18 protein-coding genes are annotated in these 17,785 nt (G+C 47.0%); 7 read left to right on the top strand and 11 right to left on the bottom strand.

Going from position 1 to position 17,785, the window contains the following annotated elements; translation table 11 throughout:
* Nucleotides 1–49 precede the first annotated feature (49 nt).
* From PSHG_RS08815 to PSHG_RS08805, 3 genes are read right to left on the bottom strand one after another with little or no spacing between them, the layout of a single operon-like run.
* Complete coding sequence (locus PSHG_RS08815) at nucleotides 50–415, bottom strand: GntR family transcriptional regulator (protein ID WP_010271978.1); 366 nt, start codon at nucleotides 413–415, stop codon at nucleotides 50–52.
* Nucleotides 415–1,068, bottom strand: a complete 654-nt coding sequence (locus PSHG_RS08810; RefSeq protein WP_010271976.1) for an ABC-2 transporter permease — start codon at nucleotides 1,066–1,068, stop codon at nucleotides 415–417. Before PSHG_RS08810 ends, PSHG_RS08815 begins: the two co-directional genes overlap by 1 nt.
* Entirely contained in the window at nucleotides 1,061–1,915 is an 855-nt protein-coding gene (locus PSHG_RS08805; RefSeq protein WP_010271974.1) for an ABC transporter ATP-binding protein, read from the bottom strand. Before PSHG_RS08805 ends, PSHG_RS08810 begins: the two co-directional genes overlap by 8 nt.
* Before the next feature lie 180 nt (nucleotides 1,916–2,095).
* Between PSHG_RS08805 and PSHG_RS08800 the strand changes: the two genes are divergently transcribed.
* Both PSHG_RS08800 and PSHG_RS08790 read left to right on the top strand, forming a co-directional pair.
* Nucleotides 2,096–2,305, top strand: a complete 210-nt coding sequence (locus PSHG_RS08800; protein ID WP_010271972.1) for a helix-turn-helix transcriptional regulator — start codon at nucleotides 2,096–2,098, stop codon at nucleotides 2,303–2,305.
* Between the two features lie 534 nt (nucleotides 2,306–2,839).
* Nucleotides 2,840–3,304, top strand: a complete 465-nt coding sequence (locus PSHG_RS08790; protein ID WP_235782039.1) for a GNAT family N-acetyltransferase — start codon at nucleotides 2,840–2,842, stop codon at nucleotides 3,302–3,304.
* Nucleotides 3,305–3,414: 110 nt separating this feature from the next.
* Here PSHG_RS08790 and PSHG_RS08785 read toward each other — a convergent pair whose 3' ends face one another.
* Both PSHG_RS08785 and PSHG_RS08780 read right to left on the bottom strand, forming a co-directional pair.
* Nucleotides 3,415–4,395, bottom strand: coding sequence for a BtrH N-terminal domain-containing protein (locus tag PSHG_RS08785; RefSeq protein ID WP_010271966.1), 981 nt, complete (start codon nucleotides 4,393–4,395; stop codon nucleotides 3,415–3,417).
* Nucleotides 4,379–4,951 (bottom strand): PadR family transcriptional regulator, encoded by a 573-nt coding sequence (locus PSHG_RS08780; protein WP_010271964.1) that lies wholly within the window; start codon nucleotides 4,949–4,951, stop codon nucleotides 4,379–4,381. Before PSHG_RS08780 ends, PSHG_RS08785 begins: the two co-directional genes overlap by 17 nt.
* A gap of 267 nt (nucleotides 4,952–5,218) precedes the next feature.
* Between PSHG_RS08780 and PSHG_RS08775 the strand changes: the two genes are divergently transcribed.
* Both PSHG_RS08775 and PSHG_RS08770 read left to right on the top strand, forming a co-directional pair.
* Nucleotides 5,219–5,734, top strand: a complete 516-nt coding sequence (locus tag PSHG_RS08775) for a hypothetical protein (RefSeq protein ID WP_010271962.1) — start codon at nucleotides 5,219–5,221, stop codon at nucleotides 5,732–5,734.
* A 364-nt stretch (nucleotides 5,735–6,098) separates the two neighbouring features.
* Nucleotides 6,099–6,494 carry a hypothetical protein gene (locus tag PSHG_RS08770; protein ID WP_010271960.1) on the top strand — a complete coding sequence of 132 codons (396 nt, stop codon included), beginning with the start codon at nucleotides 6,099–6,101 and terminating at the stop codon, nucleotides 6,492–6,494.
* A gap of 359 nt (nucleotides 6,495–6,853) precedes the next feature.
* On the opposite strand, the gene PSHG_RS27045 is transcribed toward PSHG_RS08770, so the two are convergent.
* Together PSHG_RS27045 and PSHG_RS08750 are read right to left on the bottom strand one after the other, a co-directional pair.
* Complete coding sequence (locus PSHG_RS27045) at nucleotides 6,854–7,966, bottom strand: MupG family TIM beta-alpha barrel fold protein (protein ID WP_010271957.1); 1,113 nt, start codon at nucleotides 7,964–7,966, stop codon at nucleotides 6,854–6,856.
* Between the two features lie 395 nt (nucleotides 7,967–8,361).
* Nucleotides 8,362–9,576 (bottom strand): MFS transporter, encoded by a 1,215-nt coding sequence (locus PSHG_RS08750; protein ID WP_010271952.1) that lies wholly within the window; start codon nucleotides 9,574–9,576, stop codon nucleotides 8,362–8,364.
* Between the two features lie 114 nt (nucleotides 9,577–9,690).
* Between PSHG_RS08750 and PSHG_RS08745 the strand changes: the two genes are divergently transcribed.
* On the top strand, nucleotides 9,691–10,497 hold the full coding sequence (locus PSHG_RS08745; RefSeq protein WP_010271949.1) for a helix-turn-helix domain-containing protein: 807 nt from the start codon (nucleotides 9,691–9,693) through the stop codon (nucleotides 10,495–10,497).
* A gap of 433 nt (nucleotides 10,498–10,930) precedes the next feature.
* Nucleotides 10,931–12,223 (top strand): stalk domain-containing protein, encoded by a 1,293-nt coding sequence (locus tag PSHG_RS27040; RefSeq protein ID WP_010271945.1) that lies wholly within the window; start codon nucleotides 10,931–10,933, stop codon nucleotides 12,221–12,223.
* 231 nt (nucleotides 12,224–12,454) lie between these two features.
* Here PSHG_RS27040 and PSHG_RS08735 read toward each other — a convergent pair whose 3' ends face one another.
* Nucleotides 12,455–12,886, bottom strand: a complete 432-nt coding sequence (locus PSHG_RS08735) for an SRPBCC family protein (protein WP_010271943.1) — start codon at nucleotides 12,884–12,886, stop codon at nucleotides 12,455–12,457.
* Nucleotides 12,887–13,310: 424 nt separating this feature from the next.
* On the opposite strand from PSHG_RS08735, the gene PSHG_RS08725 reads away from it, so the two are divergent.
* Nucleotides 13,311–13,790 carry a spore coat protein gene (locus tag PSHG_RS08725; RefSeq protein WP_010271939.1) on the top strand — a complete coding sequence of 160 codons (480 nt, stop codon included), beginning with the start codon at nucleotides 13,311–13,313 and terminating at the stop codon, nucleotides 13,788–13,790.
* A 103-nt stretch (nucleotides 13,791–13,893) separates the two neighbouring features.
* Here PSHG_RS08725 and PSHG_RS08720 read toward each other — a convergent pair whose 3' ends face one another.
* Genes PSHG_RS08720 through PSHG_RS08710 form a run of 3 tightly spaced genes read right to left on the bottom strand, consistent with a single transcriptional unit; the run spans nucleotide 13,894 to nucleotide 17,595 of the window.
* On the bottom strand, nucleotides 13,894–14,412 hold the full coding sequence (locus PSHG_RS08720; protein WP_010271937.1) for a PadR family transcriptional regulator: 519 nt from the start codon (nucleotides 14,410–14,412) through the stop codon (nucleotides 13,894–13,896).
* Between the two features lie 14 nt (nucleotides 14,413–14,426).
* On the bottom strand, nucleotides 14,427–16,907 hold the full coding sequence (locus PSHG_RS08715) for an ABC transporter permease (RefSeq protein WP_010271936.1): 2,481 nt from the start codon (nucleotides 16,905–16,907) through the stop codon (nucleotides 14,427–14,429).
* Nucleotides 16,876–17,595: an ABC transporter ATP-binding protein gene (locus PSHG_RS08710; protein WP_010271935.1), complete on the bottom strand. Its 720-nt coding sequence runs from the start codon at nucleotides 17,593–17,595 to the stop codon at nucleotides 16,876–16,878. The genes PSHG_RS08715 and PSHG_RS08710 overlap by 32 nt, the downstream gene beginning before the upstream one ends.
* Nucleotides 17,596–17,785 lie beyond the last annotated feature (190 nt).

Here is a 17,785-nt window from a genome sequence, read left to right as displayed (position 1 = left end):
GGTTTTGATTACTTCTAGAACCCCGGTCCATCCCCAAATCAACAGCATGTTAATAAATTTCCTTCAGCAGCTCGACAACATCCTCTAGAGTAAGACCGAAGGATTTGTAATAGGAAGTGTCAATAAGCATTTGCTTAAGGATTATTTCTTTGCGTTTTTGAAGCATGTCGCTTGGCGAGAGATCGCTCACAAAACATCCCTTGCCGGTTACCGTATAGATCAAACCAAGTCGTTCAAGTTCTTCCCAGGCTTTTTTGACAGTAATAATACTGACTCTGAGCTCAGTGGCCGCTTGTCGGATGGGGGGTAAATTATACCCGCTCTGCAGCTCGCCCTTAAGAATTTGTGCGCTGATTTGTTCATAGAGCTGTTGGTAGATAGGCTTTTCGGATGTGTTTGAAATAGCAATGTTCATTATATTTCCACTTTCAAGAACCGTTTGTTGGCAATATGATAAGCGATTACCGTAAATATTGCAAATATTACGATGCCCGCAGCCAGGATAAATAAATGAACCGCGAAGTTATCAGCGCCATTTCCCTTGAAAAGATCAAACATGTATGAGTTTTGCACGCCGAGCCATTCTGCGCCCCCCGCAAACAGGATAGCAGCGATGGTGGAAGCAATCGTGGCTGCCCCGTATTTATATGCAGTCTTGAAATACATGGGGATTAAGATGATATTGAAGATCGCCAGCATGACGAAACATAAACCCCAAAAACCGAAGGATGGCGAAAAGAAATAATAGGTCAGATCCGGATATAAACGAACACTTATCAAGCCAAAGATAAATGCGATAACAACGTGCAGTAATTCCAGGATGACAATAAAGGCAACCTTCGCTTTTACGATGTCTGCTTTCGATACAGGAAGCATGCTTGTAAACATGAGATCGTTCTGACTTTTATATCCGCCTAACATATTCGGTACTGTAATAAAACAAAAGTATAGGATAACAAGGAAATAGAGCCATCCTGGGATTAACATTAAGGATCCTGTCAAAATGGGCAATATATAAAAGAAAGGATTTACGCCTATTTTTAGTTCTTTCATTAATAAGTTATACATACGTACCCTCCGTTTTCGAAAAGTAGATCATAATCTCTTCAAGATTTGGCAGCGTCGATTTCATGCCCCAGGACGGGTCGAAATCTTTTGTATGAATCAGGCCTGTAAAGCCGAAAGAATTTGTTTTGTAGGAAATTAACTGGTTTTTAATCCTTGCCAGTTGTTCATTATTGCCATTCAACAAACGATAAGTATCGATAAATTCTTCTTTTTCGGAACTGTTAATAATTTGTCCGTTATGGATATAGGTAATATAATCGGCACACTTTTCCAGGTCGGATGTGATATGAGTTGAAAAAAGTATGCTGATTTCTCCGTCCTTCACCAGCTCTCGGAAAGTATCCAGCAGGTTGTCTCTAGCAACGGGATCAAGTCCGCTAGTCGGTTCATCCAGAATAAGCAGTTTAGCACCGTGGGACAATGCAAGCGCCAGATTGTATTTTACTTTCATTCCGGTCGATAATTCGGCTATTTTTTTATCTTCAATTAAGTTGAACTTTTTCAAATATTTAGAATAGGTTTCATCATCCCAGTTGCGATAGAATGCTTTGATCACATTCGTCAGCGTTTTGATTTTATTTCGGGTGTAAAAATTGATGTCTCCAAATGCAGAGCCAATTTCTTGTTTCAATTCGAGCTCGTGCTCGGCCATGTTCTTACCGAAAATATGGATCTCTCCGCTATCCACGTGAATCAAATTCAATATTGATTTGATAGTCGTTGTTTTTCCTGCTCCATTGGCTCCGATAAATCCCATAATATAGCCCTTTTCCAGTTGAAAAGACACATCTTTTAGTTGAAAATGCTCGTAGTTTTTATTCAAATTTTTAATGTCTAAAGCCAACATGTTGTTCTCTCCCCTCCAAAATTGTGTATCTTGTGCATGCACAATATAACATTTAGACGATCCTTTTGTCAATTTCAAATATGGTTTAGTATGAAATAAATTGTAAAGGTAACTTGACATACTACACAAATGTAAAATATAGTTTACGTAAAGGGTGCTTTACATGAAGGGTGGGAGAGGATGAAGCATCGTTTGAAGGAATTAAGGGCTGAAAATGGATGGACGCAGGAAAATTTGTCTGAGAAAGTTGGAGTTTCAAGGCAAACGATCATATCCATTGAAAGTGGCCGGTACAATCCGTCATTGGAATTGGCTTATAAAATTGCCAAAGTATTTCGTTGTAGAATCGAAGATGTATTTATTTTTGAGGAAGGAAGTGAGAAGTCATGAATATGGAACAGATTAGTGGCTTGCTAGGCATACTTGTTGGCATTTCCTTAGGAGGCTTTGGTATATGGCGGGGGCTCCAAAAAGCAGCTAGGAACAGAGGGATGGACGAAAGGCAAAAGGCCATTTTTTCCAAATCGCACTGTACTTCCTGGTTTATTACATTAGGATCAATCTATGGTTTGTTTATTTTATATCTATTAGGTGTGCAATTTTCAGTCCCGGCCGCACTAGGGATCCTTATATTCGTTCAATTAGGGGGCTGGACATTGTCGGCCTACTTCTATCAAAAAAGGTATTAGAATTCTAGACAGGGTTTGGAAATTAATAGTTCAATTATATTTTTTTGGAGGGATCTGCTTGTTAAATGAAATCCCGGATAAGAACTTATTTATGATGTGTACGGCTTTAAACCTTGAAGCACTGCGTAGCCTCCCGGCGGGGTTTCATATTCGGAATTGCCGTAAAAGCGAACTGGGAATCTGGATGGATTTCCCTTTCGATAACCCCATAGAGGCAAAGCAATACAGGGGGTTTATGGAATCCTATTTTCAAGAGGTATATGCGGACAAAGAGGATCAGTTTTATGAAAAATGTCTGTTTGTTTGTGATTCCGATGATCGTCCTGTAGCAACCTGCTTCGCTTGGAAGGCGTATGATGCCATTACCACAATCCAATGGTGGAAAGTATTGAGGCAATACGAAGGGCAGGGAATCGGCAGGGCGTTGTTATCTATTGTCATGCAAAGCTTATCTGATGAGGATTACCCCGTGTTTCTTCATACACAGCCATCGAGTTACCGGGCGATCAAATTATATACGGATTTTGGATTTCAACTGTTAAGTGATCCGGTTATTGGCACCAGAACAAACGACCTGGAGGAATGCCTTCCAATCTTGCGCGAGTATATGACACCTCAAGCTTATCAATCGCTTCAGATAACTGAAGCACCGGTATTCTTTTTGCAGGCAGCGAGTTCCTCTCCTATCGTGCAATTCTAATCGATCTTACGCTATCGGTTGATGCATTTCCCTTCAGAACCTGGTATCCCGCTCCCTGTCTGTGGATATTTAGAAAAATACTGATTTATTCTTAAGAAAAGGGAATGATTTTACAATAACAACTCCATGGCTCTGCGCTCTATATCTGCAATCTCAAGCAAAAGCTTTGAAGCTCGCTCGAGCTCTTTGCTGTCACCCGTCTTGCCCGCACGTTCGATCGAAGCAGAGACACTGACCCACATTGGAGAGACTACTGTAAACAAGCGGCAGGCTTGTTCGATCGTCGCATCTCCCAGCAGATCAGCACATTCTTTCAAGAAATCCTTGTACAGATTCCGAAATAAAGCTCCGCCGGTTCCCGCCCGCTCCATTAACAAGGCGATCAGGCATAGATCATGTGCGAAATGATTGCAGCGCGAAGGCCACTTCAGGATTTCGCTGCTCATTTTGATAATCCCCTTATTACCAATATTGCGAATGGGCGGGTTCAAGTAGGCATATGCATTCATTTGCAAAGCTTCTCGTATTGCAGGAATGAGCGGAGGCAATGCATCGACGGATTCAAGCGTAAAGGAGCGATTGCGTGAACTCATGGGTCCCTTTGCGTTTCTGGCCGCGGCCAAGCTTGTCAAACGTGTCTTGACTCGTCCTCCCTGTTGATGGGTGTCTGCCATGTAAGCATATTCACCGTCCATACCGTAAAGTACCGCATAATGACCGGCAAAATGTACCTTATTCTTAAAATAATCCAGGTAATAGGAATCTAGCTTCAGCCCAACCGGAATTTCGCGTTCGATGCAGCTCTTTACGTTAAGCCATGCCTTATTAATGGAGGATGTTTCTTGAGTACGAACGGTCAAGCCGAGTCGTTCGGCGAGGTTCGCGGTCAGTTCATCCGGCTTCACTCTTCCCCCAATGAACGGAAAATCCATTCCTTTCGAATCCCAATAAATGAAGCCAAGTCCTTGCCCGAGTCCGAACAGCATCGGTTCAGACAAGTGGATTCCCGAATATTGCAGTAAATTGCCCAGGGCAGTCGTTTCGCAATGCTCGCCCTGGTAAGGAATGAAATTTTTAATTATTTTGCTCATATTCGCTTGTCCCCTCCAACAGTTCATTAATTAAACGGACAACGAAGGCTTGCTCGCCTTCGATTAAGCTTAGCGGATGTAAGAACAGCGATCTTGCGTTCAATGGCAAGTTAACGCTGCCTTGTGATTCGTATTTCTGTCTTATTCTTAGCGAGACTTGTTCAAGGAAATCGAGCCGTTTCCGTAACGCAAGAATGGCTTCCTCTTTCCGAATAAGGGTCAAAGCAGCCAGCCCAAGATCGAAGCGGTTGTCACGTTCCCGAGAAAACGACAGGCTGTCAAGAATTTCATGTTTCAGCACAAGATTCCCTGCTTCGGTGAGGGCATACCGGGTCGGCATAGGTCCCTTACCGCATTTCTCGTCAGAAACCTCGTGTACAATCCATCCTTTATTGCTAAGTTTCTTCAAGCCTGCATAAATCGAAGTCGTCCCGATATTCGCCCATGATCTATAACCTCGCTGATCGACAAGCTTCTTAATATCGTAACCGGAAGCTTGTCCGCTTTCCGCGATAATTTGCAGGAGCATGAATTCGACATTAGAAAGTGTATTCATTGGAAGCTCCTTTCGATTTAATATTTCATATATGTAATATACCATGGGTGGGATAGTAAAACAAATAGATGGTTGCCATTCAAACATTTAACTTACCCTGAAATTGTCTGTGCCGATATTTGATATCATTTATGTCTCGAGGTGTGATTGACATAAATGATGTTTTTGGATTTGCTTGAAGTGTGATTATGTCTTTAAATGCTATTGACATAAATTATGTCTTTAAGTATAATTGACATAAATTATGCCGAAGAGGTGGTCATTTATATGAGTAAACGTGAACTAGTCGAATCCAAAACAGTACTGGAGTATTTGGTCATGATTAACGAGCAGTCCTATTCCGGGATTGGCCGCCAGCTTCATATTACACCGCAGCAATTTTCGGACTGGATCAAGAAGCGCAGGCCGATTCCGCAAGAGCGGCTTCAGGCGCTTGTTGATTATTTCGGGGTTAATCAGGAGGTGTTCGTTGATAGCAGTAACTTTGTAAAACCGCTGACGCCTTTGGCGAAGGTTAATCTCCATATTTTATTGCTGGAGCAGAAGGTGGCGCAGCTTGAAGAGGAGGGAGCCGATGAGGAAGATATAGAGCCTTACCGGGAGAAAAAACGGAAGCTTCATCAGGAAAGAACGGCCGAGCAGCGATTAACTCGAGTCGCTGCGGCACTTCAGCACTGTGACGAGCGGATCGATTGGATATTCGATACGGTCCTTGATGAGATCGATTGCGGACGGGTGGACGAACTGAAAATGAGACTGACAGAAGAAGTGGAAGAGCGATGAGTACCGTGATTGATTTGGGTCCAGGAAAACCCGATCTGCCACAAGTCCATTTGCACAAGGATGAGTGAGCAAATGCGAAAAAACATTAATTTATAGTGGGAGAAACAATAGTTGAAACACGCTTTGTCCAATTTTGTTTTTCATATATAATATGAGAAGTGCAACAAAAGGTGTTGAGCTTGAATAAAGCATTAGTCACTGAGGTGCAGGGGGCTGGCCGGCGAGGAAGCCAAAGGTGACCCGGTGTGCAACTCAAACCTCAGACCTGAAAAGTGCCCCTGTCCACTCCCAATTGTCATTCATATTCAGCTAATCTTCACTCACCTCTGCCGTTATCTTTCTAAAAGAAAGGACAGAATGAAACATGGAACAAAAATGGAGTTTGCGGTTAATCCAATATGCTGCGCTGTTTGGCATTGTTGGAACCTATCTCGGATCTAAGATGTCCGGCGAAATGGACTATTCCCTGCGGCCGATCCACGCCCACATTTTATTGGTCGGCTGGCTGTCGGTATTTGCATGGGGAATCTTTTACAAGGTTTACCGAATAAGGTATAAAAAGCTGGTTGCTATCCACGGCTGGCTCGCAATACTTGGGGCGTTTGGTTTAACGTTCGGGATGTGGATGTACAATTTGAATCCGTTTCAGCTTAATGATACGTTGGTTTTGATTTTGTTTATTGTCGGTGGTTCGCTCCTTTTGCTTGCTTTCCTGCTGTTTGCCCTCATTACTTTTTTTACGGAAAAAGACCAAGTTTAAGACTCGCCAAAATACACGCAAAATAATCGCCTAAATTACTTGCCAAGATACTCGCCAAGATACTCGCCAAATAGTAACTAAATAGCGAGAAAGCTATCCTCTACATTATGGAGAATGGGCCCGTATAAGTTTACCTCAAGCAGGTCTCGTATAAGCCGGTGTTGGGATTACCAAGCCATTGCCATTGAATGATTATAGCTACACCGAACGACTAAACGGCTTATCCCCGAACGAATATCGATGAGCTGCTTGACAAAGGATAATCCCCCTTCACCGAGGGGGACTACTATACAAATGTATTTGTTTTTTAGACTGTCTGCTTGAGAAGGGCACTTCAACAAGGTTTCTGCCCAGTTTTTTTATTTTGGGGACTTATTGGACATCCCCTTGAACGTCGAAACAAACATGAAACGCGTGCCGGGCCCGATCATTTGAAGCAGCGGAAGATCCTCCGCAACGACCCGGCCAAGGACGTTCACCCGCTCGTCCGCCGCCAGATCGATGCGCGTGACTTGCAGTTCTCCGGCGTAGCGGGGGTAACGTTCGTTATCGATCGTGACTGTGCCTGCCGGGCGTTCGAACGTATTTCGCGGAGGCTGTACAAGGCCGCGTTCCTGCACATACGAGCGGCTGTGCGCGCTGCGATGAACGAATTCGGCTTCGTCGCGGGGACAAGTGTGAATGTCAGCCAAAAGCGGCCGAAGCTTCTCCGGGATCGGCTCGAGCCACTGCACCTGCAGCGGGATGATGCCGCCGCCCGCCAGCCGGGCGGACGTCCACGCCTCCTCGCCCGGGGCAGGATCGCCGAAATAGACGAGATCCGTCAGTCCTTCGGCTGCCAGCTCAGCGGCGGCCAGGGCGACCGGAGCGCGACGGTGCGTCTCCACGGTCGGCAGACCGGCGAATAGAGGCGCTCGAGGCTCCCGGAACGCCGGAATAAATCCCGCGGTCTTCAAACCGAATTGCCGGAACATCCGGTTTTGCCGGCGATAGAAGGCCAGCGAAACGCCCGTCTCCGGCCGCGGGTAGAAGTTGTGCACGGCGATCAGCTTTTCCGGATCGACCCCTTGCGCAATAAGTTGTTCCACTTCATCGCGTGTTGTCGTGCCCGCATTGATCTGGAACGCGAAGCGGTGTTCGCCGCCACGGATGATGCGTACCGTTTCCTCCAGCGTAAACCCGTGGTCGAGACGCAATTGGCCGATGCCGGTCTGCGCAAGGGGGGACAGATCATCCAGGCTTGCGCCGAACCGCTTCAACGATTCGCGGCTCACATCGGCCGCAACGCTCATGCCGGCGTGATTCGCACGCGTGAACAGCTGGCATACTTCCCGCCAATCGTCCGCATGCGCTTCAGGCAGATGCAGCGATGTGAACAAATGGCGGCATCCGGCACGAATCGCTTCCTCCAACTGCCGTTCAGCCTCTGGGATGCCCAGAGTAGGATAAATCGACTGTCCAAGCTCTGTCATGGCCTCCTCCTCCTTTCCGTTGTTCTTCGTCCGTATGCCGTCATTGAGCGTATGTGCGTTTGTAAGCCGTATTGTACATGTCCAGCAGCTCGTCAGAGCCGAGTTTTTTGGCCTGCTCAAAAAACTGATTGTAAACCAAGTCTATCATAAACAGCCTCCCGAAATTCGGAAGGCTGTTGGTCAAATCGACGGGTTTCAATTCTGTTATTCGAGTTTCGGCGTGGCTTTCATCAACATGAACAGATCATTTTTTCCACTGTTGAAGCGGTGTTGTTTGGAGCTGTCCAGGAAGAAGCTGTCCAATAGAGTCCTCTTCCAAGTTAAAAGGAGCACTAAAGAATGTAGAGACGAAGGTCCGCGGGCTAAAGGCAAACCGCAGTAACTTTTTGCCTTTATCACTTACTGTGCCCCATCAGCTTGGAGTCCTTTGGCAGCAGAAAGGCGAATATGCCAAGCAGCGGCAAATACGCGCAAAGCTGAATGACGAAGGCTACCCCGGTCAGGTCCATCAACCAGCCGAGCACAACCGAGCCAAGTCCGGCCATGCCGAATGAAAGACCGAAAAACAAGCCAGCTATCGTACCCACCTTGCCGGGAAGCATTTCCTGTGCGTATACGATGATGACGGAAAAGCTTGACATGAGAATAGCTCCGATGGCAAGGCACAGAACAAATGAAGCAGCAGGACCGGCATAAGGCAGCCACAAAGAAAACGGGGCCGTGCCGAGAATCGAGAACCAGATCATTTTTTTCCGGCCAAACCGGTCTGCCAGCGGCCCCCCCAGCAAAGTACCAGCCATCCCTGAAAATTGCAGAGCGAACAGGGACATTTGGGCGCGTTCCAGGGGCAGCTGATAGCGTTCCATGTAATAAAACGAATAGTACCCGGTCATGCTTGCCAAATATACGAACTTGGAAAACAGCAATAAGATCAGCGTGCCCAGCACGAAGAATAGGAAGAGCCTTGGTTTCGCAGTACCGCTTTCCCATGATGAGCGGTGAACGGGCTCGTTCCTCGGGTAAACCTGCTCCCTGTACCATCGGCTTACATAGCGCTGAATCAGGATGCCGATGAGGGCCAGAATCGTAAACCACAGAAATCCCAGCTGCCCCTTCGGAGCAATAATATAGGCTGCCATCAGCGGGGCAAGAGCCTGACCGGTGTTGCCGCCTACTTGAAAGATTGACTGTGCGAGACCTTTGCTGCTGCCAGCTGCAAGATGGGCCACACGAGAGGATTCCGGGTGAAGCACGGAGGAACCGATACCAATAAGTGCGGCGGAAATAATGAGCATCCATAACCCGGACGACAATGCAAGTCCGATCATGCCAAGCAGCGTGAAAACCATACCTAGAGGCAGCAAAGCCGGCATTGGTTTGCGGTCTGTGTAATAACCGATTAGCGGCTGCAGCACCGATGCCGTCAGGTTAAGCGTAAAGGCGACCCACCCGATTTGGGTATAGCTGAGCTGCATCGTTTGTTGAAAAATTGGAAATGCGGCTGGCACGATGTTCTGCATGGCGTCATTGAGCAAATGTGCCATACTGACTCTAAGAAGCATGAAGTTGGCGGTTTGCCTGGCCGTTCCAACAGTTTGGGGTTGAGACATCCTTTTCACCACCTTTTTTTCTTCTATCTTAACGAGGACAGATTAGAGTCGTCACCGCGATTGTTGCTTTGAAATCGAGCAATAATTGCTATAATGAAAGCTAGGTGAAAACATATGATCATTCAAGTCTCTACACCCCATCTGGAGCTATGGCAGATTGAAGGTGAATTTTCCAATCAGCCGCATTTTCATGAGAACGAATTCCAAATAACCATTCCGATAGTCGGGGAATGCCAATTTACACTAGGAAGTCGCCATTATACTTTAGAAGATGGTGGCGGAATCGTTCAGCATCCTAAAGAGCGGCATTTTTTCGAGATTGGCTCGCAATCGGGCGTGTTCATTCTCAAGGTCAACCAACATAGCATTAAGGAGCTCATCGGAAAAGACGATGTTGAGTTTGCGGTGCTGCAGAAGTTCGATCCGCGGCTGCTGAGGGATAAGTTCCGCAGCTGGACGAACGCGCTTCTGGCGTGCAGCAAGGCAGATCGTATTGCACAGGATGAACTGGAGTCTCAAGTGCTTTTTTACTTGCTTCGTGCTTTGGCTGGCAATCATCAAAATAGGTTCCACTCGTCCTGGAGAATCCCGGAGCTTTGCTTGGACCCGCATATGGCAACGGTTCTGGAATATATTCGTGAGAACTTCCGAAACGAAATCCAGATTGACGAGCTTGCTGCCACGGCTCTGCAAAGCCGGTATCATTTCATACGGTCTTTTAAAGCGATGATCGGTGTCACGCCGTATCAGTACGTGCTTCAGCTGCGGATGGAAGAGGCGAAACGGCTGTTGAAGAGGTCTGCCCAATCGGTGACGGAAATCGGTTTTAGCGTCGGATTTTCAAGTGTCAGTCAATTTCAAAGGGCGTTTGTCAAAATGGTTGGCATGACCCCGACGCAATACCGGAACCTAAGCAGTTAAAAAGAGCGGTAGTGAAGCGCACTGAGTGAGCTTCACTACGGGAATGGGGCCTGGCATCTGCCGGTAGGTCTGATCTTGCTGGTTTCCTGGAGCAAGCGACAAAATGCCGAGTATCCCCTATCAACAGAACTGCCGAAGATCATTTAAGTGCTTAAAGGACCATTTTGCTTTCAACGATAAAATAGTGACTTTAGTGCGATAACGAACGGCTTATATTGTGATAAACTGAAATGGTTATAAACGGCATTTTGCATAGGGCCAATACAACGCATCGACGCACCAACGCATCAATGCATCAACGGAAATTAACACATCAACGCGTCTACGAAGACAACAAGTTATAGACAAAATTAAGCCTGATACTCTATTTCTTGTTCGACTTATTAGTTTATACGGATTTATGCAAATGCTGAAATGGAAAAGGAGTGGACACATGCATTATTTTATTTCTCGCAGTCCCCGTTTGAAGCTGATCGCGGTTGCCGGATTGGTCATGCTCGGGATCATCCTGCTTGCTGCAGTAAGCCAGGAGTCCTCCCATGCGTCAGCGAAGCCCATTGATGTTTATGTTGATGATGAGAAGTTAACGTTTGCTATTGATCCGGATAACCAGGACGGAACCACGGTTGTGCAAATGCGTCCTCTGTTCGAAGCCCTTGGCATGGAGGTTAAATGGCATGGGGAGAGCCGTTCGGTTTCTGCAGTTAAGGAAGGGGTAACGATCCTGCTGGTGCTGGATAGCCATGAAGCCGAGGTTAACGGACGCTCGGTACAGCTGGAGCGTCCGGCTGTACTGGTCAACGATCATACGATGGTGCCTCTTCGTTTCGTGAGCGAATCTACAGGCGCCTTGGTTCATTGGAATGGCGTACATCAAGAGATTATTGTCTATACACCTGAGTTTTTGTCCTATTATGGAACTAATATTACGGAAGTAAAGGAAATGTTAGACCAGCTTCAGGCAGAGATCGATGCGGAATATGCAGCAGCAAAAGAGGCCGAGAAAGAGGCTGAGAGAGAGGCCGAGACTCCCGATCCGTCAATAGTGCTGCCTCCTGCTGTTGATGAAGCTGATGCCGTACAGTTAGATCAACTGCAAGGTATGTACTATGGAGGGCAGTTTGATTACGGCGGGTATGAGTGTGGCGGAATTTGCTGGCTTTTCTATACATTCTTGCCGGATCAAAAAATAGTGGTTGGACAGCCCAAGGGCGGCGGGCCCGAAACCATTGATTGCGCGCACGATGCCTGTCTATCCTACTCTATAAAAGATGGTATGCTGATTATAGACGGTGAAGAGCCGCTTTCCATTGGTGTCAATAAAGATGGCGCTTTAGAGATTGATGACGTTGCCATGAGGAAGGTAGTGCCAGTTCCGGAAGGGACAAAGCTGGGCGGTGAGTATATTTCTCAAGGTTACTACGGCTTGGTCGGGGTTACACCTTACGCGTCCTCCTGGACTAATTATATGACTTTTTACCCAGATGGAACGTTTACCAGCGATCAAAGCTCCCTGGCATCACTTGATACAGGGAATGCCCGAACCGATTCATCGTCCAATGCGGAAACGGTAAAGGGCACCTATAAAATTGAAGCCAATACTATCGAATTGACTTATGACGATGGAACGGTGGAACGGTACGTCTTTGCAATTCCGCCTCAAACCACGGAAGGGCGTATCTATGTGCAAATTGGAGACCAGAGCTTTCATATTAAAACAGAGTAACTCTTGATTTGTTTCAGGCCCCGAATGTGAACGGAAATGTGTCTTTAGGCTAGCTTTATACAAGGGCTATCCGGAAAGTTCTTTTTCGAGTAAAGTGCACCACAATTCAAACCTTCAAGAATGTTGATGTTACAGCATTCTTGAGGGTTTGTTTTTTTGGTTATCGGACTGCACAACTGCTTATCGGACACCCTGGTTTGCGGCGGTCCCTCGTCCAAATGAAGGAAAGACTTAAAATTTACGCGTCTGATAAGGCATGCCGATACCATCCTCACAATAGCTTTTCAAACTGTAAAGAAACATCCCCCAATTGTAATTGCAGAAACGGTAAAAATCGGTAACCTCTCTCCAGTTACTGTGGCGCAGGATGAGAGTGGTTTTCCCGTTTTTCTCTGTCAGATCGAAGGATAGGGTAGTACCGACCCACTCAGGATCCGATTCCGTACAGTACCAAACGACTTTATTAGGGCTTGTTAATTCCGTAACCTGCATTTTGGTTAAATCATCGCTGCCGAAATGGAACTCATTAACGGCACCGACTTGATTGTCATGAACCGTAAGCTCACGGGTCCATATTTCGGACAGCCCCTTGGCTGTTGTCAGTGCTTCATATACTTCAATGGCCGGCTTGTTAATCATTTGCAAGTGCTCAATATTTGCCACGCAGTCCCGCTCCCTTATTTAGATTAAGGATCATAACAACTCCAATATTTAGATTAAGTCATAACAACTCCAATATAGCATATCGAGGAGAAGGGGATTTCTTATGATTTGCGATTCCTTTCGGAACTTGCGCCTGCAAAGATCATTTGCCGGACAAATTATGGAACATTTCCATGAAGAAGTTTACAACGAGAATAAAGATAAGCTTCTACGAGACATCGATCCGGAAGCAATTAAATTAAGATTTGGTGACTTTAGATCAGGCCTTTCCTGCAGTAGAGATTTTGTTTGTCGGAAATCCGGTTTTTTTGTACGTTAACTAGAAAATACCCTAAAAAAAGGAGATTTAGTTAATTAAGACAGTCTCTTCTAACCCCTCCTGGGCATATGCTGCAAAATAAAATCCGTGGAGGGAAGTTATCACATGAATCAAACTGCGCATCTTGCTTGGCACGAAACATTGGAAATGCATGAATTAGTCGCTTTTCAGTCAAATGGCTTAATGGGGTTCAAGATGGATATCCACCATGTTACCGACCCCCAATTGAAAAAGCTTTATGAGCAAACCATCCGCGCCTTGGAGCAAAACTTGAGGGAGCTATTGCCCTACTACCAGTACGCGCCATCGGTAAGCCAAAGCCGGAACGATCAGGATCTCACAGCTTTTTATGCAATGCGTCTGCTGATCTTTACCAAAACCGCTGTCCGCAATTATGCAATCGCAATTACCGAAACCGCTACTCCGAGCCTGCGGGAGCTTTTGCAAAAGCAATTAAATCAAGCTATTCAGCTGCACGCAGACATCTATTATTTTATGTACAGCAGAGGCCTGTACCCTTCCTATAACTTGAACCAGCTTTTGCAAAATGACCAGCAAATTGCGAAACAAGCTCTGCAATTATAAATCGGTTATCCCAAAATCCCGGTTCCGCTTTTCGCATTACCACCGTCACCGCACGCAAGCTTCCCTGCGCGCGGTGTTTTTGTGGCTTCATTTGTGAGTATGGTCATAGAGAAGCGGGAGGTTTCAGCTTGCTGGACATCAGATCCAGCCATTTCAAATCTGCTTCCAAATGTAGTAAAGCGCCTTCGACTAAATCGAGCATCTCTTCTTGATTATCCTGCTTCAGTTCCTTTTTAAAGCGGGTCAAATATAGGATCTCTTTAATCACAAGTTCACGCTGCTGGGTAATAATTTGCTTCTTATGATCATAACCAACTTTAGCGGCGCAAAGCCATTTGAAATACATTTCGTCTCTTATTAATAAGCGGTCAACGGGCTTGGCGAGCCATTGAACCAATTCTTCCCGTCCTTTAGCTGTAAGCGAATAAATTTTGCGGTCTTTATCATCCTGCCCTGGAGACTCTACCCATTCATCCCTAACTAAACGGTCCAGCGTTGTATAGATTTGGCCGGGGTTAATGGCCCATTTTTTTTGCACGAGATGGTCAAAGCCTGTTTTCAGCTCATACCCGTGACGCGGTTTTTCGTATAAAAGGGAGAGGATAGCGTGTTTCACAGACATAAGGAATCCCTACTTTATTCATATTTCAACGCTTCGTGAACGTTCACTTTAACAGCTACAGACGCCGGCAGCCATGAGGCAAACAAGCTTAACGCGATTCCGGCGCATACTGCAAGTCCTAAATTAGCCCAGGGGATAGTGAAGAACATGTAGCTGCCAGCCATTTCAGAGATCGAGATATAGTAGATTAAGCCGAGCCCCAGCAGGGAACCAACGGCGATGCCTACCATACCAATCATACTCCCTTCACCGAGGATCATCAACTTCACCTGACCTTTTGTAAACCCGGTTGCGCGGATCGTACCGATTTCGGAAATGCGTTCTATGGTATTCATCAGAAGTGTATTCCCGATTCCGATACTGGACAGACATATAACGAGGATAAGCAGGCCCTGCATCAGTTCATTGATTCCGTCAAACCCGCGTTGGGCGGAAGCGACAGCTTCTTGCATAGATGTGATTGAAGATAGGCGGTCCCCATAATGCTGCCATAGCTGGTCTCTGATTCCAGGGAGCTGATCGTTACTTTCGGAGTCGATCAGCAGGTGATAGGCATGCGGCCAGTTAACCTGTTCTGTAAACAGCGATACATCCATAAAAGCAACATAGCCGTCATGATGAGAGGTCTGGACTATTCCCGCAACTTCAAATGCAGTTAAGCCCTTAGGCGTGTGCAAATGGATAGAATCTCCGATCCGTCCGCCCCACTCTAGATAAGCCCATTCACCGAGCAAAATGCTCCCGGGCTGTGACCAGGCCGCAGCCGAACTATCTTCTGTGCGTACGGAAAACAGCTGGAACGGTTCGCCTGCTTCCGGATCAAAGCTGATGAGCGGAAATCTGCGCATGTCTCCATCCTTGGTTTGCCAGGCCACCTCAGGGGCGACCCGGTACGGATGCACAGCGGCGACACCGGAAAATTGCGCAATCCTTTCAATAGCCTCCGGCTCCCACGGGCTTTCGGAATGCACGCGCAAGTCCCCGCCGAACGTAGCGGAAATTTCCTGCTCGTATCCTTCGGGAAGTGACTGGACGGAAGCGCCGAGAAAGAGCACAAGCGCAATTCCGCAGGCCAGCATCGCAGAGGTGTTAGCATTTCGGTTCAAATTGCGCTCCATGTTCTGTACAGCAACTTCTCCGGGATAGCCCAGGGTTTGCCGGTACAGGGGAGCCAGCAGCTTTTTTATCATGGTAAAAAGGTAAGGATAGAGCAGCACGGTGCCGACGAACAAAAAAAGCAGCGATATGGAATGGCCGATCAGTAATCCGCCCAGCAAAAGCAAGCCGATTATCCAGCGCAGGTGCTTCGTTTTTTTCGTCGGGCTGCCTGCAATATTGCGCATCGCTTGCAGGATCGGTGTGTTTCCGGCGATATACATCGGTATACAGGAAGCCGCTACCGGAAACAACACCCCTATGGCCATCGAGATAAGCGACGGGGCTTGCCAGTGCAGGATATAATCCAGGCGGGGCTCGAAGATGCCTAATAGCATATACTGGAACAGATCCCCGAACCAGACCCCCAGCGGAATGCCGATTAGAATACCCAGCAGCGAGAGAAGCAAGACCTCCATCAGCACCAGCCTATAAATGTGTATATTGGTGTAGCCCAGGCTTTTCATAATCGAAAACTCTTTTCTGCGCTCCATCACGCTGGCAAAAATCATATTAAATACGATAAACCCGCTGATGAAAAGAGCAACAATTGCAACGGTATAGAGCGTGAAATACAACCCGTCCATACCGGAGTTATTCTGTCTGTCATCAATGACAACCGGCTGTACATACTGGGCGGATCCTGCCAGCTGTTGTTCATACCGGGCGAGCAGCTCGTTCTTGTCCGCCTGCGGATTGACCTGAAATCTCAAATAACTGATCTGCTCCTCGCGGTTAGTCCAGTCCTGCAAGGTCGCAAGCGGAAGCATTACGCGAAAATGGCGTCTTTCCGCTTCCTCCCAGTCGCTTGGACTGCGCAAAATAGGCGTATAACCGACGATTGCCGTTACTTCTATAGAACCCATATCCCGAAAAACAACCGTATCGCCCACTCGCTTATTCCACAGCCGGGCTGCGTCCTCAGGCAAGACCAGACCGTCCCGGCTCAAATCCCCTTCCAGAAGCTCCAGCACGAGCAATTCATGATCCAATCGGCTCACACCGGATAATCGGACGGATGTCAATGCAGGACCGGTGACGCCCTCGAGTTCAACAAAGCCTTGCTTATCCAGTACAGACAAGCTGTTTTGCACCTGATTGTCTTCCATGATCATGGCTATATCATCTGCCGGGAACGTGTGTTCATGGCTCAACACCCAAAAATCAGCGCCACCGGTATAGAGCCTCTCATGAAATTCAAACGTTCGCTCTGTAGTCTCCTTCACGATCAACATCCCGCATGTGAGTGAAACACCTAATGCAATTGCGATGAGCGTTAGCAGGAAGCGTTTCCTGTTGCGGGTCACGTTACGCCATGAAATGAGCCACAAATCGCGCATAATCTTCGTCCTCCCTGTTCACTTCTGTTTCAATCACCCCGTCTTTGAATAGGACAATCCGATCCGCATAGCCGGCCGCAAAGATGTCATGGGTGACCATTACGATCGTTTGGCGGTTGTGTTCATGAAAGTGGGATAGCAGCTCCAGAATTTCCTCCGCCATTTTGCGATCGAGATTCCCGGTTGGCTCATCGGCCAGAAGCAGCTTAGGCTCATTTACAAGCGCCCGTGCGACAGCCACTCTTTGCTGCTGCCCTCCGCTCAAAACATTTGGAAAGCGTTGTCCCATCTTGGCCAGACCTACCGCCTCCAGATATTGGTTTGCCTTCTCCCGCGATGTATGGAGCATCTCGCCGTTTGCTCTTAACGGAAAAGCAACATTCTCTTCCACGGTCATCGTCGGCAGCAGCTGATAATTTTGAAAAACAAAGCCGATATTCCTTCTTCGGAAAATGGTGCGTTCTTTTTCGTTCAGTCGATTGATCGCCGTCGAATCAATTTGTATCTCTCCGGCAGTCGGGACATCCAGGCCGCCCAGCAATTGCAGCAAGGTGCTTTTTCCTGAGCCGCTCGGCCCCATAATGGCGACGAATTCCCCTTTGTTGACAGAGAAGTCCAAGCCTTTAAGAACCATCATCTCCTGCTCGCCTACCCGAAAGCTTTTATTCACTTGCACGGCTTTGATCATAATCATGCTCCTTTATTATATATACTCAGTAAATACTTACTTAGTATATATTTGTTTTTCCAAATAAGCAAGCGGTCAGCGCCAGTTGTCGGCTGTAGTGTGTTGGGTGTTGCGTGATACGTATGCGTGTAGCGTGATGTGTGCTGGGTGTAGCGGATGTGCGTTGGGTGTAGCGTGGACGTGTGTAGCG

Origin of the sequence: Paenibacillus senegalensis JC66, assembly GCF_000285515.1 — a bacterium.
GTDB lineage: Bacteria > Bacillota > Bacilli > Paenibacillales > NBRC-103111 > Paenibacillus_L > Paenibacillus_L senegalensis.
This window is presented reverse-complemented; position numbering and strand designations above follow the sequence as displayed.

Coding starts and splice junctions, on each gene's coding strand:
- PSHG_RS08815 (WP_010271978.1), bottom strand. CDS start 415: ATGAACATTGCTATTTCAAACACATCCGAAAAGCCTATCTACCAACAG.
- PSHG_RS08810 (WP_010271976.1), bottom strand. CDS start 1,068: ATGTATAACTTATTAATGAAAGAACTAAAAATAGGCGTAAATCCTTTC.
- PSHG_RS08805 (WP_010271974.1), bottom strand. CDS start 1,915: ATGTTGGCTTTAGACATTAAAAATTTGAATAAAAACTACGAGCATTTT.
- PSHG_RS08800 (WP_010271972.1), top strand. CDS start 2,096: ATGAAGCATCGTTTGAAGGAATTAAGGGCTGAAAATGGATGGACGCAG.
- PSHG_RS08790 (WP_235782039.1), top strand. CDS start 2,840: ATGGAATCCTATTTTCAAGAGGTATATGCGGACAAAGAGGATCAGTTT.
- PSHG_RS08785 (WP_010271966.1), bottom strand. CDS start 4,395: ATGAGCAAAATAATTAAAAATTTCATTCCTTACCAGGGCGAGCATTGC.
- PSHG_RS08780 (WP_010271964.1), bottom strand. CDS start 4,951: ATGAATACACTTTCTAATGTCGAATTCATGCTCCTGCAAATTATCGCG.
- PSHG_RS08775 (WP_010271962.1), top strand. CDS start 5,219: ATGAGTAAACGTGAACTAGTCGAATCCAAAACAGTACTGGAGTATTTG.
- PSHG_RS08770 (WP_010271960.1), top strand. CDS start 6,099: ATGGAACAAAAATGGAGTTTGCGGTTAATCCAATATGCTGCGCTGTTT.
- PSHG_RS27045 (WP_010271957.1), bottom strand. CDS start 7,966: ATGACAGAGCTTGGACAGTCGATTTATCCTACTCTGGGCATCCCAGAG.
- PSHG_RS08750 (WP_010271952.1), bottom strand. CDS start 9,576: ATGTCTCAACCCCAAACTGTTGGAACGGCCAGGCAAACCGCCAACTTC.
- PSHG_RS08745 (WP_010271949.1), top strand. CDS start 9,691: ATGATCATTCAAGTCTCTACACCCCATCTGGAGCTATGGCAGATTGAA.
- PSHG_RS27040 (WP_010271945.1), top strand. CDS start 10,931: ATGCATTATTTTATTTCTCGCAGTCCCCGTTTGAAGCTGATCGCGGTT.
- PSHG_RS08725 (WP_010271939.1), top strand. CDS start 13,311: ATGAATCAAACTGCGCATCTTGCTTGGCACGAAACATTGGAAATGCAT.
- PSHG_RS08720 (WP_010271937.1), bottom strand. CDS start 14,412: ATGTCTGTGAAACACGCTATCCTCTCCCTTTTATACGAAAAACCGCGT.
- PSHG_RS08715 (WP_010271936.1), bottom strand. CDS start 16,907: ATGCGCGATTTGTGGCTCATTTCATGGCGTAACGTGACCCGCAACAGG.
- PSHG_RS08710 (WP_010271935.1), bottom strand. CDS start 17,595: ATGATCAAAGCCGTGCAAGTGAATAAAAGCTTTCGGGTAGGCGAGCAG.